This window comes from Arthrobacter flavus (assembly GCF_039526005.1).
GTDB lineage: Bacteria > Actinomycetota > Actinomycetes > Actinomycetales > Micrococcaceae > Arthrobacter_D > Arthrobacter_D flavus.
In genome coordinates this window covers 77,551-92,556 of the sequence record NZ_BAAAIJ010000056.1, presented here as the reverse complement: position 1 = coordinate 92,556, position 15,006 = coordinate 77,551, and the positions used below count along the sequence as shown (strand labels likewise).

Below are 15,006 nucleotides of genomic sequence, written 5' to 3'. Positions count from 1 at the left end.
CCTCCGATTTGCACTATCCACCCCGGGGCCGTAACGTTGAGTCTACGCCGCGGGGTGGAGCAGTTCGGTAGCTCGCTGGGCTCATAACCCAGAGGTCACAGGTTCAAATCCTGTCCCCGCAACGAAGGAAAGATCCCGGTCAGTGTTAGACACACTGACCGGGATCTTTTTTTGTGCTCAAGTCGGAAAGCAGCGGGCAGGGTCGCGGTTCGAAGGGGGTCCCTGCCCGCTGCTTAGATTCCTAGTCCCGGCGCAGGTCCTGATAGGCGGAGAGCGCCCGTTCACGGGTCTCTGCCAGGTCCACCACGGGGGAGGGGTACCCTGCTGGGGCCTCAGCGTCCTTCCACGGTTCGTGAATGTTGCCAGCGTCCCTGAGCTCCGGAACAAAACGCTTGAGGTAGACCCCCTCCTTGTCGAACTTTTTGCTTTGCGTCACGGGGTTGAAAATTCTGAAGTAGGGCGAGGCGTCAGCCCCAGATCCAGCGACCCATTGCCAGTTGGCCGGGTTGCTCGCGGAGTCAGCATCGACCAGGGTGTCCCAGAACCACTGTTCGCCAACCCGCCAGTCCACCATCAGATTCTTGATGAGGAAGGAGGCAGTAGCCATCCGTACCCGGTTGTGCATCCACCCGGTGTCCCAGAGTTGCCTCATTCCGGCGTCGATCATTGGATAGCCGGTGTGGCCCTGCTGCCAGGCCCGGAGTTCGCTCTGGGTGGGCGTCTGCCAGGAAAAACCGTCGAAGTCCCGTCGGTAGTTCTGGGTGGCCAGATCGGGGTTGTGGAAGAGCAACTGCCAGCAAAATTCCCGCCAGCCAACCTCCGAACCGAAGACCTGGATATCCCGGGCGGCCGAGGCATTGGTTGATGCCTTGGAAGCGTGCCAAATCTGGAACGGACTGATCTCGCCAAACCGCAAATGTGGCGAGAGGCGGCTGGTTCCCTCTACCGCCGGAAGGTCGCGGTTCCCGGCGTAGCCCTCGACTGGGCCATCGAGGAAGTCGTCCAGCCGTTCCCAGGCACCTTCTTCACCGGGTGTCCACTGTTTCTGCAGGCCACCGGACCAGTCGGGCATGGTGGGCAGCAGGCTCCAGGAGGCCAGGTCGTCCGACGGCAGCGTGGGGCCCGCCAACCGCTCAGGGGCAGGCAAGGGCTCCCGGGGCTCAGGCTGGCTCTTGCAGGCCCTCCAGAAGGGCGTGAACACCTTGTACGGTCCACCCGCTCCGGTTGTGACCTGCCAGGGCTCGAATAGCAGGTTGGCCTGGTAACTGGTGGCCTCGACGCCATTATCGCCACACCAGGACTTCAGGTCCGCATCGATGGTTCTCTCGGGTTGGGCGTAGCGACGGTTCCACAGCACGCGTTCCGCCCCGGTCTCAGCGACCAGTCCTCGGATGACCTGACCGGCTGCCCCTGAGCGCAGCACCAGCTGGCCGCCAAGGTCTGCGATGGTGCGGGACAACTGGTCCAGGGAATGATGAAGCCACCAACGGGTAGCTCCACCAAGTGGCCGGATACCGGCGCTTTCCTCGTCGAAGATGAAACAGATGATGATGTTGTCGGTGCTGGCCTCGACCGCGGCACTGAGCGCGGGGTTGTCACCAAGCCTGAGGTCGTCACGGAGCCATACGATAGTGGGTGCCATGAAGGCCAATCTACCTGCCGCATCCCACAGTGCCGCTCTACCCGGGTGCGGGCAGCAGAAAGCCGGCGCCACCTGAGTGCGGTGACGCCGGCTTCTATCCTGCTGACGGGCAGATTCCGGTCAGCGGTCGTTACTGCCCGGGCTGATATTCGTCGGTGTCGCTTCCCTGTCCGAGGGCCGACGGTGTCCGGCCACCGGACCCACCCGACTTCAAGGCTGCGAGACGCGCCTCGACCTCGGTCTGCTCGCCGAGATCCTCAAGGCTTTCGAACTGGGAGTCCAGACTGGAGTTCGCCAGTTCGGCCTGGCCGAGAACCCGCGCCTCTTCGCGGCGGATCTTCTCTTCGAACCGTCCAACCTCGCTGGTCGGATCCATGAAGTCGATGCTCTTGACCGCGTCGTGGACCTGCTGCTGGGCTTGAGCGGTCCGCGACCGGGCAATCAGCTCGTCCCGCTTGCTGGTCAGCTCGTTGAGCTTGCCCTTCATCTGGTTGAGGCCGGTCTTCAGCTTCTCAACAATCTCTTCCTGGGAGCCGATGGTGGGCTCGGCACCACGGGCTTCATTCTCGGCGGTCATCTGACGCTGGATTGCGACCTTCGCGAGATTGTCGAACTTCTCGGCGTCGACCGTGTCACCAGCGTTGCGGTATTCGTCAGCCTTCTTCGACGCGGCGAGAGCCTTGTTGCCCCAATTACGGGCGTTATCAAGGTCTTCCTTATAGTCTTCCTGCAACATCCGCAGATTGCCGATGGTCTGAGCCACGGCGCTTTCCGCCTCGGCGATGCTATTGGTGTAGTCGCGGACCATCTGGTCCAGCATCTTCTGAGGATCTTCGGCCTGGTCGAGGAGAGAGTTGATGTTCGCCTTGGCCAGCTGGGCGATACGTCCGAAAATTGACTGTTTTACCATGGGGTTGCCTTTCGCTTCGCGTCTGTTCTGGGTAAATGTTCACCCTGGTGGGTGAGGATGATGAGTTGTGCGGGCTAGAAGTCGCCGCCGCCGCCTCCGAAGTCGCCGAAGCCGCCACCGCCACCGCCGAAGCCGCCGAATCCGCCGCCTCCGAACATGTCGCCGCCGCCGCCACCGAATCCGCCGCCGCTGTCCCCGCCGCCGCCGCCGAACAGTCCGCCGCCTCCGCCGCCGCCATTGAGGATCCCGCCGAGCAGGATGCCGCCCAGGAGGGCGCCGCCCATTCCGCCACCCTGGTTGCCGCCGCCGAACATGCCGCCGCCGCCGAAGCCTCCCATGCCGCCGCCAAAGCCGTCGACGTCCTGCTGGGCGATCTGTGCCGCCTGTTCAGCCAAGGCAGTGGCTTGCTGGGCGTGGGACAGTGCCGCAACCGGATCGTCGGATTGGATCTGTACCGCGTAGTCGAGATTCCGCTCCGCTTCGGCGAGCCGGGTGCGTGCTTCGCTGCCGACCCCGCCACGTCGGGCACGGATGTAATCGGAGGTGCCGGAGATCCGGGACTGGGCTGCCATGATTGCGTGCTGCAAAGCTTCCCGGGCGCGCTGCGTCTGCTCGGTCTGGTTCTTGACGCCGCCCAGTGCCGTATCCAGTTGGGCGTGAGCCGCCTCAATGCGCTGGAGGAGAGACACCGGGTCGACCCGGCCGGCCGCTGATTCGGTGCGGACTGTGGTGAGAGCGGCTTCGGCGGACGCCACCGGGCCGGCGAGATCCTGATGCTGGCCGGTGGCGAGCATCGCCTGTGCCTGGGCCAGATCCTGTGCCGTGTCAGAGACGGAACGGTCCAGCTCTACCTTCGCCGCATCAAGTTCGGTGGCCCGTTTGGAAATGGCGTCCAGCAACACCGTGGTCTGGTGGACACTCTCTTCGGCTGCGCGCACCGCGATCACTGCAGACCCGGTATCGCCAGCACTCAGGTGCTGCTGTGCTGAATCGGCGGCACTGCCAACGAACTGTAACCGTTCGTTGGCCTGATCCACGTTGTCCCGTACCTGGGAGGTGGCGGAATCAGCATACTTCTGCTGCAACTGCTGCAGAAGCTGCTCCGCGTCCGAAACACGGGTCCTGACTGCTTCAGCCGAGGCCTGTGCAGCGGCAAGCGCTGAGGGAGCGTTACGCTCCAACTCGCGCAGAGCGTCGAAATCAGCCTTGTGCTCCTGCAATGAACCGTTGACGGATTCGCAGCGCCGGATAATGTCTCCCAGCCAGGTGCGCTGCTGCTCTTCGGTGTCTGGAATGTGGTCGTCCAGCTGCTGCTGCAGCTTGAAGGACTCACTCATGTGCCGCCTCGCCGCAGTGATGTCATCGATGAAGGGTTGCACTGCAGCATCGCCGTATTGAGCCTGGGCAAAGCCGACTTCCTGCTCACTGGACTTGATGGCGTCATCGGCTGCGATCAGCAGGCTTCCCGCCCTTTTGCGTAGTTCTTCCACGCTGAAGGCTGCCAGGGGGTCGAGAACTTCCCCGTCGGGGCCACGCCCCGGCCCGAAGTCTTCGGTCTGGGACGGTCCGCGGGTCAGCGACTTCTGGCTGCGGGAACGCAGGAAGAAGAAACCGCCGATACCTGCCAACGCCACCAGCGCGCCAACCAGCAGGACTGCGCCGAGACCGCTTCCGCTTGATTCGTTGCTATCTGAACCTTCGGACAAGGATTCCGACACCCCGGTGGCCGCAGCAACACCGGCTGCCGCCCAGTTGCGGTCCTCAAGTTCAGGCAGAATGTAGGAGTTGAAAATTTGTGGTGCGTCCGCTCGAACGGGACTGGAATTGCTTGCAACGAACCGGGCCTGTCCCTCGACGGACACGGTCAACAGGACATCGGACTCGCCCAGTTCGCTGAGTGCGGCGGTTTCCTCGGTCCACTCGTCGGCATCCGTCGGATCGGTGAACGAGTCCACGTAAACGACGCGCAGACGGTAGCCCTCTTCATCCCGCAGTTGGGCGATAGCATCTTCAAGCTCGGCTATCCCACCGCCGTCGAGTACCCCTGCCTCATCGACGATCTCTTCTGCACCGAAGTCCACCGGGGGCGCCGCAAACGCTCCGGGGAGTGCAGTGAGGGGCAGCATCAGTCCGGCGGTGACGCCTACTAGTGCCGCAAGGCGCCTGGTACTCGATCGCATTCAATACCCTTCGAAAAATGTCCCCGGAATTTCACTGAACGTGGAGGCCAGCGGTCGGCGGTAGATGCCGTCGACGCTGCTACACGCCCTTTTTGAAGTCTAGGGTGCCACGATAGGGCAGTCCACCTACTGACCTCTGCCCCTAGCGAAATGGCTCAGAGCCAGGCCCGGGACTTTGCTGGCGGAGTATCGCCGGGGAGAATGGATGTGGACTAACGGACGCCCGGTTGGCTCACAGTATTCATCCAGCGAACGTGTGCCAAAGATCCAGACTGGTTTGGCATAGTTCGATGCATCGAGACGAAAGGCTTTCCGATGACTGACGACAATAACAACGGGTTCGAGCGCAACATACCGCCACGCCCTCAGACACCACCGTTTCACCGGTGGCAGGATTCCTCTCATCCCGACGACGGGAGCGAGGTCCCTGGCTCAGGCGCATCGTCCGACGGTGGGCCCTCAGTCAGCTCAGAGCAGCACCCGTCACCAGAGCAGCACCCGTCAACACAGCAGTACCCGGCGCAGCCACCCACCTCACCGTTTCAGGTTTCTCAGTCCCCGGCGGCTGACAGCGACCAGTACTCCGCGGATCAGTCCACGGCAACAGCTTACGACGACGGCTCCTACTCCAGCGGAGGCTTCTACGGCTCTGCTCTGCCCCCGGCAGCCCTTCCCCAGCAGCGGGACAAAAAGCGCTTTGGGACAGCGGCCTTCGTCAGCGGCGTGCTCGTCGCTGGCCTGCTCGGCGGTGGGGTCGTCGCCGGGGCGGACCGTCTCCTCGGTGACCAGGGCACCGTCCCCGCCGGGACCACCGGCCAATCTCAATCCGTGGTGGTCAACGACACCGAAAGTGTCAACGAAGTCACTGGGGCCGCTGTAAAGGCTTCCCCCAGCGTTGTTACTGTCGCTGTGAGCGGCGCCGGCTCGGGTGGTTCAGGGTCCGGAATAGTGCTCGACGACGAAGGGCACATCCTCACCAATACCCATGTGGTGACGCTCGGCGGTCAGGTGGGCGATGCAGCCGTGGAGGTTCGTACCAGCGACGGGCGGGTGTTCCCCGCGGAGATTGTCGGCACCGATCCGCTGTCCGATCTTGCGGTGATCAAAGTGGATGCCCCCGATCTGCAGCCCGCTACTTTGGCGAACTCCGATGAGCTGAATGTCGGGGACACCGCCATTGCTATCGGGGCGCCCCTCGGACTCAGCGGAACCGTCACCGACGGCATTATCTCCACCCTGAACCGTACGATCAGTGTTGCCTCCTCAGCAGTACCGGAGGAGCTCCCCGACGCCGTTCCTGAGGAAGAGGGGGACGGTTTCAACTTCCTCCCCCCAGAAGGCACCGAAATGCCACAGAACCAGTCGCAGGGGTCGATCTACCTGAACGTGATTCAGACCGACGCCGCTATCAATCAGGGCAACTCCGGCGGTGCATTGGTCGACGGCCAAGGCAGTGTGATCGGCGTCAACGTGGCGATCGCCTCGTCGGGTTCCGGGGAAAACACCGGAAACATCGGTGTTGGGTTCTCCATTCCCATTAATTATGCCGAGCGGGTTGCCCGGGAGATCATCGCCAACGGCAGCGCCTCACATGGTTTCCTTGGCGTCTCGGTCTCACCATCGGCTTCCGAAAACACCAATGGGGAAACCTCCTTCTCGGTAGGTGCGGAGGTCGCAGGGGTCGAGCCAGGCTCGCCCGCTGAAGCAGCAGGGTTCCAGGAAGGCGACGTCATCACCAGTGTGGCTGGGCGCCCCATCACCGATCCACGCGACCTCACCGCAGCTGTGCGGATGCAGGCCGAGGGGGACACCGTGAGTGTTGAATACCAGCGCAACGGGGAAGTGCAGACCATTGATGTGACAGTGGGCCAGGCAGAGGGCTAACCCAGGCCCAAATCCCGATATGGTTAGCTAGGGCTGGGCAGATCCCCAACTTCAGAAGAGGTAGCAATGGAAGAGGCATCGCACGCAGGCCTGGACATAGTGGTCCTGGTCAAGCATGTGCCGGACGCGCAGTTCGACCGCCACATCAGGGGCGAGGACCGCACTACCGACCGCAATGAGAGCATCCTGTCCGAATTGGACGAATACGCGCTCGAGGCGGCGCTGCAACTCGTTGAATCCCATGGCGGAGAAGCGGCCGGCCATCGGATCACCGCGGTCACCATGGGGCCGCCCGCTGCCGTCAGCGCCGTCAAGAAGGCACTTCAGATCGGCGCTCATGCCGGGGTGCACCTCTGCGATGATGCACTCGCCGGATCGGACGCAGCAGGGACCTCCCGAGCGCTTGCCGCCGTCGTTGACCACCTCGGATCGGTGGACCTGGTCATCACCGGCATGGCATCGACGGACGGGGAGACCTCGCTCGTACCAGCGCAGCTTGCCGAACGGTTGGCATTGCCCCAGGTGACGTTCGCTTCATCGCTTGAGCTGCAGCCAGCGGATGGTTCCTGGACGCTGACGGCCCGACGCGACGGCGACGTGTACTCGGAGACCGTTGAGGCGACCCTGCCCGCACTCGTCTCGGTAACCGATCAGATCAATGAGCCGCGGTATCCGAATTTCAAGGGCATCATGGCGGCGAAGAAAAAGCCGCTCAGCACCCTGTCGTTGCAGGATGTCGGTGTGGACCCGGCCGAGGTGGGCTTCGCCGGCGCATGGACCGTGGTTCAGGTCGCGGACCCCAGGCCACCCCGGGGCCAGGGAACGATCATCAGTGACGAAGGTGACGCAGGAATCCGGTTGGTGGATTTCCTCGCAGCTCAAAAACTGCTGTAGCCAAACCCTTCACCCGGCGCCCGAACCCGCGCTCGAACCACGCAAAGGAGCCACCTCCATGGCTGCAGTTCTCGTTTTGATCGATCACCCGGGTGCGGCCCTGCACAAGAGCCACCGGGAACTACTCACGCTTGCGACCACCTTCGGTGACGCCACAGTCGCCTTCATCGGTGACCTGAACGAACAGGTCCTTCAGGAGTTGGGTGCTCGCGGGGTCAGCTCCGTCTACCAGCCTGCCGCGTCCGACGTCGACGATTCGCTCGTCGCCGGGAAGGTTGCCTTCCTCACGGAAGTAGTGCGATCGGTCGCTCCCGCGGCCGTCCTCCTGGGGAACACCTTTGAGGCGAAGGAGATCGCAGCCCGCGCCGGAATTCAACTGTCCTCGGGGGTGATCACTGACGCGGTTGCCATTGGCGAGGATTTCACCGTGACCAAGTCGGTGCTGGCCGGCTCCTACGCGGTCGAGGCGAAGGTGACTACCGGCACTCCTCTCATCACGGTGAAGGCGAATACCGTCGAGGTAGCACCGGTGGGTAACGGCGCAATGCCGAGCGTCGTCGCGGTCGACTCTCCGACCCCTGCCAACGCGGCCCGGATCACCGGTCGAACAACGAAGCCGGCAAGTGGGCGACCCGAGCTGACCGAGGCGCGGGTAATCGTTGCCGGTGGGCGCGGAGTCGACGGCAACTTCACGCCCGTCGAGGAACTCGCGGATGCGCTGGGCGGCGCCGTTGGAGCATCCCGTGCTGCCACCGATGCCGGCTGGATCGAACATTCTGCTCAGGTGGGACAGACCGGTAAAACAGTATCGCCGCAGGTGTACATCTCGGCTGGCATCTCCGGCGCCATCCAGCAGAAAGCCGGGATGCAAACCGCCAAGGTCATCATCGCGGTCAACAAAGACGCCGATTCACCGGTGTTTGAGATCGCCGATTTCGGTGTGGTCGGTGACCTTTTCAAGGTGCTGCCGCAGGCAACGGCCGAGATCCTGAAGCGCAGGTCCTGACCCAGGTGGCAACAATTTTCGATCCCGCGGTCGATCAGATCACGCGGGTGCTGTGCTTCGCGGCGCACCCCGACGACATCGACTTCGGTGCAGCCGGAACGGTGGCCCAATGGACGAGGGCGGGCGTCGTCGTCGATTACTGCATCATGACCGACGGCGACGCCGGCGGGTTCGACCCTGAGGGGCAGAGTGAAATCGTCCGGACCCGCAGGGCAGAACAACTTGCTGCGGCCCAGCAGGTGGGAGTTCGCGACGTCCACTATCTGGGCGAACGTGACGGGTTCCTCGAAGCCTCCACCGGGGTGATCAAGCAGGTAGTGGCGGTAATCCGCCGGGTCCGTCCTGATGTGGTGCTGGCAATGCACCCGGAGCGAAACTGGGACCGGATTCAGAAGAGCCACCCGGATCATCTCGCCTGCGGTGAAGCAGTCACGCGGGCGGTGTATCCCGCAGCAGAAAATCCGTTTGCCTTCCCAGAGCTGGAAGCGGCAGGGCTGGCAAGCCACCGGGTGCCCTGGCTGTGGCTCTATGCTGGTCCGTCACACCTGGAGAACCACTTCGTCGACGTCACTGACACGGTGGACGACAAGCTGCGCGCCCTTCACTTCCACACCAGTCAACACCCGGACTCGGACCGGATGGACGCCGTCGTGCGACAGCTGCTCCGGGACAACGCCGCGCGCGGCGGCCTGCCAGCCGGGCGTAGCGCCGAAGCTTTCCATGTGGTGCCAGTGAATTCAGCTCAGACTATCGCCGGATTCTAGCCATCCCGGTGATGGTCGGGTCCCAGGTCCAGCTGCGTAAGGACCCATTCAACGCGCCCGATCAGGCCTCGAAGGGGATCTCCGCGACGATCGGAAGGGTTGGCCGTTCGGAGCCCCCGTCGGGCTCGACGGTGATCGCGAACCCCATCGACGAACCAATCCCTTCGACCGTCGTGACCAGCGATTCCTGCAGGTCCTCACCGGTCATGGTGCTGATGGAGACCGGGTCAGTCCCGTCCGTGGGGACCCGCCACATTTGGTAGACCTTCCCCGTGGGAGGAGCCGGTACCTCGCTCAGGGTGATAACCGCGGCATCTTCCTCACGGGAGAGCTGCAACTCCGCGGTACCTCCCGCCGGAATCGTGAAGATTTCGGACTGGAGATCCTGGGCTTGCAATACTTCCTGCTCAACTGAGGTTTGCTGGAGGTTCTGGGCGACGCTGACGCCACCGACGGTGATCACCACCGCGGCTGCGGCTGCGGCCAGCCAGCGCCCCACGGGCCGGCGTTGCTTCGCCTCGCGTCGGTTCGCCAGCTCATCGACGGTGCCGGCCGGCACCGGATCCCGGCCGGACACGGAAGAAGGGTTCTGCTCGGAGGCACCAGCTGGCAACTGAGCCATGATGCGGTCGAGCAGGGCCGGAGGCGGTTCGACGTCGTCGATCGCGTAGGCCCGGGCAAGGGCCTCGCGGGCACCCCGGACACGCTCGTCAAAAGCTTCCCGCTGGATCGGGTCGGCGTCTGAGATATAGCTTTCAAGCGTGCTGCGCTCCCCATCGCTGAGGGCGTTCAGGGCATACATCTCGGCCCAGTCAAGCACGCGTCCAGCGGTCAGGTCATGCTCCAGATCGTTGACCGATCCATCAAACATGTCGTTGTTCTGCATCTCAATTCACCCCCAAACAGGTTTTCAGTCGAAGCAATCCGTCACGGATTCTCGATTTAATGGTTGGCACGGCAACGCCAAGTTTCTCGGCGACCTCACGGTAGGTCAGTCCGCCGTAATATGCGAGCTTCACAGATTCCTGCTGGGTCTCAGTCAGCGAGTCGAGGCACTTCACTACGGTTTCCGCCTCGAGGCGCTGGGTCACGGTGTCGACGACGTCGTCGTGATCGATCTCCTGCATCGCGGCGCCGTATCGTGCTTCGCGGTCAGTGGAACTCTGCTCAGACCGAACCTTGTCCACAGCCCGGCGATGGGTCAGCGTCATCAGCCAGGCCATCGGTGACCCCATGTCGGGTCGGAACCGGTCCGCGATATTCCACACCTGCAGGTAAACCTCCTGGGTGGTGTCCTCGCTGAGCTCAGGATCAATGAGGACACGGCGGGCCAATCCATAGACCCGTCGGGACGTCTGCGCATAGAACTCGGCAAAGGCTTGCTGGTCTTTGGCTGCGACTCGCAGCAACAAATCAGTCAGGGTTGCAGCGGCACTGGGGTCGACGGCGAATCCACCCGCTGGTGAACCGGACGAGGTAGTTCTGCTGGCGCGTGGCGTTTCCATATACTCCAAGCATAAAGCGCCACGTCTTCGATTCAGAACATGCGACCTGCTGGCGCGGCTCAGTTGGTCAGTGCCTCCCACCTGCCTGCCCATCCCTATCACCGTCCTTTCGATGTTCTGTGAGAGTGCTTTCACCACCTGCATCGCGGCTTATCGACGCGGGAGGATCAAGTTTTGCTGCCACTAGTACTTCGGAGCTGGGCGGTGAGGGGATGGGCTGGAGGAGTCCCGATCTGACCCGACCGTTATTCGGCGGTCTCCGCAACAGCCACCAGGGATTGTGCATCGAGGACGAATCCGCTGCCGAGCCGGTCGAGGAAGCCGACCCGGATCCGTTCGACGGCTGACTCGTCGTTCGGGAGAAGATGTCGGAAAGCGGTCCCCTGAACCACCGACCACGCTGTCTGGGCATCCAGCGGCACGTCGATGGCTACCGAGTCGACACCGACGGTGTGAAAACCGTTGCCCAACAGCCAATCTCCCAGTTTTTCGGGCGAAGCCAGCCGGGCCACGTTCGCGATCTCCCGCTCAAGCAACACCGCATCACGGGAGGGATCATCCGAGCAGACGTCCTCAAGGACTCGCCAGAACTCCGTGTGGGCGCCAGCGTCCCAGGTGCTCAGGGCAACCCGTCCGCCAGGACGCAGCAGCCGCGACAGATGCGTCGTGGCACGCGCCATATCCGCGAAGCGAGTCAGACCGTAACAGGACAGCACCACGTCATAGCCGCCGTCGGCAGGTCTCTCGGTCACATCGGCCGTGTCGAACCTGATGGTGCCGAGGTGCATGGCTTCGGCTTTCGCCTTCGCCAGGTCTAGAAGCCCGGGGGAGGGGTCGAGTGCGTCAACCACGCCGTCCGGCCCCGCGGACTGAGCCGCCGGGATGGTGCTGGCACCGCTGCCACAGTAAATGTCCAGCACCCGGTCAGCGAGGGCGATATCGGCGGCTGCTGCGACGGCATTTCCCATCGGGTTCCAGAGCAGCGGTGCCAGACGTTCAAAGTCTTCGGCGCCGGTCTCGGACACTTCCTCGGCATGGCGTGGTGGCATGGTGGCTCCTTAGGGCTGGAAAAACTAGACGATGGCGCCGGCGAAGCTGTGCTGGCGCCATGCCTCGTAGAGAACAATTGACGCCGAGTTGGCGAGGTTGAGCGAACGCCGGGTGGGGAGCATGGGTAACCTGACCCGGGCCGTCACCCGGGGGTCATTCTTGACCTCCAGAGGCAGACCTACCGACTCTGGCCCAAAGAGCAACACGTCAGATGGCTGGTAGCTGATGTCCGCATAGGATTCCTCGCCATCGGAGGTGAACGCGAAGACCCGCTGGGGTGTGAGAGCTGCCCACGCGCTCGCCAGGTCCTTATGGACCTGGAGGACCGCCAAGTCGTGGTAGTCGAGCCCCGCCCGGCGCAGCTTTGCATCGTCGAAGTTGAAGCCGAGCGGCTCCACGAGGTGCAGTTCAGCGCCGGTGACGGCAGCCAGCCGAATGGCGTTGCCGGTGTTGCCGGGGATTTCGGGCGTGTAGAAGAGGATACGAAACACTTGTTAATCCTAGCGCTCGGCGTACTGCAGCAAACGGCCCAGGACAGGGAGCTGCACCACATAGGGCTGCGGCCCGCCACCCAAAAATTTCTTGAGCTCGCGCAGGAGCGTACCGGGATTTGCCACATGAACGCTGGTCAGGGCCGATTTGTCCAGTGTCGGCGGGTAGTCGACTATCGGCTCGAAGGGGTTGCCTTCACCCCCGTGGAGGACGAGCCATGCCTGGACATTGCACTCGGGAAAGAGATCCTGGACCCGCCGGACCGACTCGGTAATGCGCACGTCACCGGCGGTTCTGCCGTTGTGCCGCAGGGCGCGCCCGTCCCAGCGATAGTTGCCGGGCGGGGCCAGCATCGAATCGACGACCGCCAGACGATATCCAGCCAACACCGCATGACCCGCTTCGGTTCCGGCGTCGTCGCCGAACCGCAAGCCGTTGACCAGTCGCGCGGCGGGGAAGCCCGGAAGGAAGCGCTGTTCCAGCAGGGCGGCGGTGCGGCGCTCGCCGTCGAACCGTGAACCGCTACCAGGTCCGAGACGCTTGAAGAATCCGGGCTGGCGAGCGGTGCCATGGATCTGGCTGCCAGCGAGGGTCAACGGAATCACCGGTGGCTGCGCTGGCGAGAAGGGTGGCTCGTAGACGGCAGGGCGTTGGAAAGCATCATCATCGGCGGCACGGTCAGGTGAGGGCACACTTGATCGTGAGGGCGAACTGGCAGCAGTCGGTTCACGGGCCGCCGGTCCGCCACCCAGCCCGTGGTCATACCGGCGACGACGCTCCGGATCGGAGAGGGTCTCATAGGCGACAGCCACGTGATGGAACTCTTCAGCGCTCCCGCCCGCATCAGGATGGGTCGATCGGGCGGCCCGACGGTAGGCGTCCTTGACCTGTTTGGCGGTCGCGTTGCGCGACAATCCCAGGACGGCGTAGTAAGTCCGGTCGGGCGGGGTCGCCATGAGGGCCTTTCATCTTCGGCGGGCGTGCTGGGGGCCTAAAGCGGATGGAACCGATGTGCTGAAGTTCCGGGCGCTGGCGCGGCCGGCACGCTATGCCTCATCAGGGCAAGACTGTAGACGGTTTCCCGACTACCAGCCAAATACCCGCTGTACCTTCAACGGTGAACCGGGCAAAAGGGTTCGGCTTCGGTAGCATCGGACCATGACGCATCGGGACAAGGTGATCAGCGGCGAGGACTGGTACGGCAAGGTGCTCGACCGTGGAGATTTTTCGGGAACCCTATTTGTCGATTGTGACTTCACTGAAGTCCAGTCCAGCGGGGTCAGCTTCAGCAAGTGTGTGTTCCGCAACGTCAAGTTCAATGTCTCGTCCCACAGCGAGGGGGCCTTCGACGGCTGCCGGTTTGAATCCTGCAGCTTCTTCGATGCGACCTTTGCCGGGTGCAGGCTGACCGGCAGCACCTTCACCAACTCGTCGCTTGTCCCTCTCAAGGTCACCGGCGGCAACTGGTCCTATGTTTCGCTCGTGCGTGCGGATCTGTCCTCCGCCGACTTTACCGGCGTGTCCCTCACCGAAGCCGACTTCACCGGGGCCAACCTGACCAAGGCGTCCCTGCGGGATTGCCAATTATCCAGTGTCGAGTGGGCGGGAGCGCGGCTGCGGGACACTGATCTACGTGGCAGCGAGCTGGGCGAACTGTCAATGGAGAACGTACAGTTTCGCGGCGCAGTGATCGACGTGGCGCAGGCGATGACCATTGCCGAGGCTCTGGGGGCCGTGATCAGGTGAACCTGCTGGTCGCGGTCAACCCTACGGCCGGTGCAGGGGCAGCCGCGAAGGAGGCGAGCGCGGCAGTCGATTCACTCATTACCCTCGGGCACGAGGTCACCGTCCACGTCGGATCGAGCTATTCGACGCTTGTTGACCGGGTGAGCTCAGCTGTTGCGGAGAGGTCGTGGGACGCGCTCGTCGTGGTCGGTGGTGACGGGATGGTGCATCTGGGAGCCAATGTCCTGGCGGGTACCCCGGTCCCACTGGGCATCGTGGCGACCGGCACCGGCAATGACATAGCCCGGACGCTCGGCCTGCCACTCAGGGCCCCGAAGGCCGCGGCCCTCGTCATTCATGAAGCACTTCTCGCACCGCCCCGCTGGATGGATCTTGGCCGAATCAGCAGGGACCACGACGAGGCACCAGTGAGCTGGTTCGCTGGAGCCTGCTCAGCAGGGTTCGATGCGATAGTGAATGCCCGAGCCAATAGCTGGTCCTGGCCCCAGGGAAAGAGCCGGTACACCCTGGCCGTGCTGCGTGAGTTGGCAGTCTTCAGACCCATCGACTACCGGCTGGAGGTCGACGGGTCTGCCGAGTCGACGGCCGCAATGCTGGTCTCGGTGGCCAACGGGCGGTCCATTGGAGGCGGGATGAACATCACCCCCGGCGCGCTCTGTGATGATGGGCTCCTCGACTTGTTGGTGGTCTCCGCAGTCTCACGACTCCGGCTGATCGCCATGCTGCCCCGGGTCTTCGCGGGAACCCATGTCTCTCACCCGGCGGTCCGGATCGAAAAGGTCCGTTCGGTCCGGATCGAGGTCGCCGGGCTGACGATCTTCGCCGACGGGGAACCGATAGGACCGGCGCCGGTGCGGATCGACGTCGTTCCCCGGGCGCTCAGAGTCCTCCGTTCGGGGAATAGTGAAGTGTCGGGCCGAAGCCGTTAGAATT

At 63.4% G+C, this 15,006-nt stretch carries 14 protein-coding genes and 1 tRNA gene; 7 read left to right on the top strand and 8 right to left on the bottom strand.

Annotated features, from left to right (window positions below; genetic code table 11):
• Nucleotides 1-48: 48 nt before the first annotated feature.
• Nucleotides 49-122: transfer RNA gene (locus ABD059_RS14510), tRNA-Met, on the top strand.
• Between the two features lie 119 nt (nt 123-241).
• Here ABD059_RS14510 and ABD059_RS14505 read toward each other — a convergent pair.
• The 3 genes from ABD059_RS14505 to ABD059_RS14495 all read right to left on the bottom strand — a co-directional run bounded on the left by ABD059_RS14505 (nt 242) and on the right by ABD059_RS14495 (nt 4,732).
• Nucleotides 242-1,642, bottom strand: coding sequence for a cryptochrome/photolyase family protein (locus ABD059_RS14505; protein ID WP_343881292.1), 1,401 nt, complete (start codon nt 1,640-1,642; stop codon nt 242-244).
• Between the two features lie 130 nt (nt 1,643-1,772).
• Nucleotides 1,773-2,552, bottom strand: a complete 780-nt coding sequence (locus ABD059_RS14500) for a PspA/IM30 family protein (protein ID WP_343881290.1) — start codon at nt 2,550-2,552, stop codon at nt 1,773-1,775.
• Between the two features lie 74 nt (nt 2,553-2,626).
• Nucleotides 2,627-4,732: a TPM domain-containing protein gene (locus tag ABD059_RS14495; protein WP_343881288.1), complete on the bottom strand. Its 2,106-nt coding sequence runs from the start codon at nt 4,730-4,732 to the stop codon at nt 2,627-2,629.
• 315 nt (nt 4,733-5,047) lie between these two features.
• Here ABD059_RS14495 and ABD059_RS14490 point away from each other — a divergent pair, with 315 nt between their 5' ends.
• The 4 genes from ABD059_RS14490 (at nt 5,048) to ABD059_RS14475 (ending at nt 9,280) form a co-directional block, all read left to right on the top strand.
• Nucleotides 5,048-6,616, top strand: coding sequence for a S1C family serine protease (locus ABD059_RS14490; RefSeq protein WP_343881286.1), 1,569 nt, complete (start codon nt 5,048-5,050; stop codon nt 6,614-6,616).
• A 66-nt stretch (nt 6,617-6,682) separates the two neighbouring features.
• The gene (locus ABD059_RS14485; protein WP_343881284.1) at nt 6,683-7,510 is read left to right on the top strand and encodes an electron transfer flavoprotein subunit beta/FixA family protein; all 828 of its coding nucleotides are present in this window, start codon (nt 6,683-6,685) and stop codon (nt 7,508-7,510) included.
• Between the two features lie 58 nt (nt 7,511-7,568).
• Nucleotides 7,569-8,516 carry an electron transfer flavoprotein subunit alpha/FixB family protein gene (locus ABD059_RS14480; protein WP_343881282.1) on the top strand — a complete coding sequence of 316 codons (948 nt, stop codon included), beginning with the start codon at nt 7,569-7,571 and terminating at the stop codon, nt 8,514-8,516.
• A gap of 5 nt (nt 8,517-8,521) precedes the next feature.
• The gene (locus ABD059_RS14475) at nt 8,522-9,280 is read left to right on the top strand and encodes a PIG-L deacetylase family protein (RefSeq protein WP_343881280.1); all 759 of its coding nucleotides are present in this window, start codon (nt 8,522-8,524) and stop codon (nt 9,278-9,280) included.
• A gap of 61 nt (nt 9,281-9,341) precedes the next feature.
• On the opposite strand, the gene ABD059_RS14470 is transcribed toward ABD059_RS14475, so the two are convergent.
• The 5 genes from ABD059_RS14470 to ABD059_RS14450 all read right to left on the bottom strand — a co-directional run bounded on the left by ABD059_RS14470 (nt 9,342) and on the right by ABD059_RS14450 (nt 13,283).
• Nucleotides 9,342-10,166, bottom strand: coding sequence for an anti-sigma factor (locus ABD059_RS14470; protein WP_343881278.1), 825 nt, complete (start codon nt 10,164-10,166; stop codon nt 9,342-9,344).
• 1 nt (nt 10,167) lies between these two features.
• Nucleotides 10,168-10,785, bottom strand: coding sequence for an ECF RNA polymerase sigma factor SigK (gene sigK / locus ABD059_RS14465; RefSeq protein WP_343881276.1), 618 nt, complete (start codon nt 10,783-10,785; stop codon nt 10,168-10,170).
• Between the two features lie 245 nt (nt 10,786-11,030).
• A complete protein-coding gene (locus tag ABD059_RS14460) occupies nt 11,031-11,834 on the bottom strand; it encodes a class I SAM-dependent methyltransferase (RefSeq protein WP_343881274.1) in 804 nt (267 codons plus the stop codon).
• Nucleotides 11,835-11,858: 24 nt separating this feature from the next.
• Nucleotides 11,859-12,326, bottom strand: a complete 468-nt coding sequence (locus ABD059_RS14455; RefSeq protein WP_343881272.1) for a tRNA (cytidine(34)-2'-O)-methyltransferase — start codon at nt 12,324-12,326, stop codon at nt 11,859-11,861.
• Between the two features lie 9 nt (nt 12,327-12,335).
• A complete protein-coding gene (locus ABD059_RS14450; RefSeq protein ID WP_343881270.1) occupies nt 12,336-13,283 on the bottom strand; it encodes a J domain-containing protein in 948 nt (315 codons plus the stop codon).
• Nucleotides 13,284-13,485: 202 nt separating this feature from the next.
• Here ABD059_RS14450 and ABD059_RS14445 point away from each other — a divergent pair, with 202 nt between their 5' ends.
• Entirely contained in the window at nt 13,486-14,073 is a 588-nt protein-coding gene (locus tag ABD059_RS14445) for a pentapeptide repeat-containing protein (RefSeq protein ID WP_343881268.1), read from the top strand.
• Nucleotides 14,070-15,002 (top strand): diacylglycerol/lipid kinase family protein, encoded by a 933-nt coding sequence (locus ABD059_RS14440; RefSeq protein ID WP_343881266.1) that lies wholly within the window; start codon nt 14,070-14,072, stop codon nt 15,000-15,002. The genes ABD059_RS14445 and ABD059_RS14440 overlap by 4 nt, the downstream gene beginning before the upstream one ends.
• Nucleotides 15,003-15,006 lie beyond the last annotated feature (4 nt).

Coding starts and splice junctions, on each gene's coding strand:
- ABD059_RS14480 (WP_343881282.1), top strand. CDS start 7,569: ATGGCTGCAGTTCTCGTTTTGATCGATCACCCGGGTGCGGCCCTGCAC.
- ABD059_RS14485 (WP_343881284.1), top strand. CDS start 6,683: ATGGAAGAGGCATCGCACGCAGGCCTGGACATAGTGGTCCTGGTCAAG.
- ABD059_RS14490 (WP_343881286.1), top strand. CDS start 5,048: ATGACTGACGACAATAACAACGGGTTCGAGCGCAACATACCGCCACGC.
- ABD059_RS14470 (WP_343881278.1), bottom strand. CDS start 10,166: ATGCAGAACAACGACATGTTTGATGGATCGGTCAACGATCTGGAGCAT.
- ABD059_RS14445 (WP_343881268.1), top strand. CDS start 13,486: ATGACGCATCGGGACAAGGTGATCAGCGGCGAGGACTGGTACGGCAAG.
- sigK (WP_343881276.1), bottom strand. CDS start 10,785: ATGGAAACGCCACGCGCCAGCAGAACTACCTCGTCCGGTTCACCAGCG.
- ABD059_RS14450 (WP_343881270.1), bottom strand. CDS start 13,283: ATGGCGACCCCGCCCGACCGGACTTACTACGCCGTCCTGGGATTGTCG.
- ABD059_RS14500 (WP_343881290.1), bottom strand. CDS start 2,552: ATGGTAAAACAGTCAATTTTCGGACGTATCGCCCAGCTGGCCAAGGCG.
- ABD059_RS14505 (WP_343881292.1), bottom strand. CDS start 1,642: ATGGCACCCACTATCGTATGGCTCCGTGACGACCTCAGGCTTGGTGAC.
- ABD059_RS14460 (WP_343881274.1), bottom strand. CDS start 11,834: ATGCCACCACGCCATGCCGAGGAAGTGTCCGAGACCGGCGCCGAAGAC.
- ABD059_RS14495 (WP_343881288.1), bottom strand. CDS start 4,732: ATGCGATCGAGTACCAGGCGCCTTGCGGCACTAGTAGGCGTCACCGCC.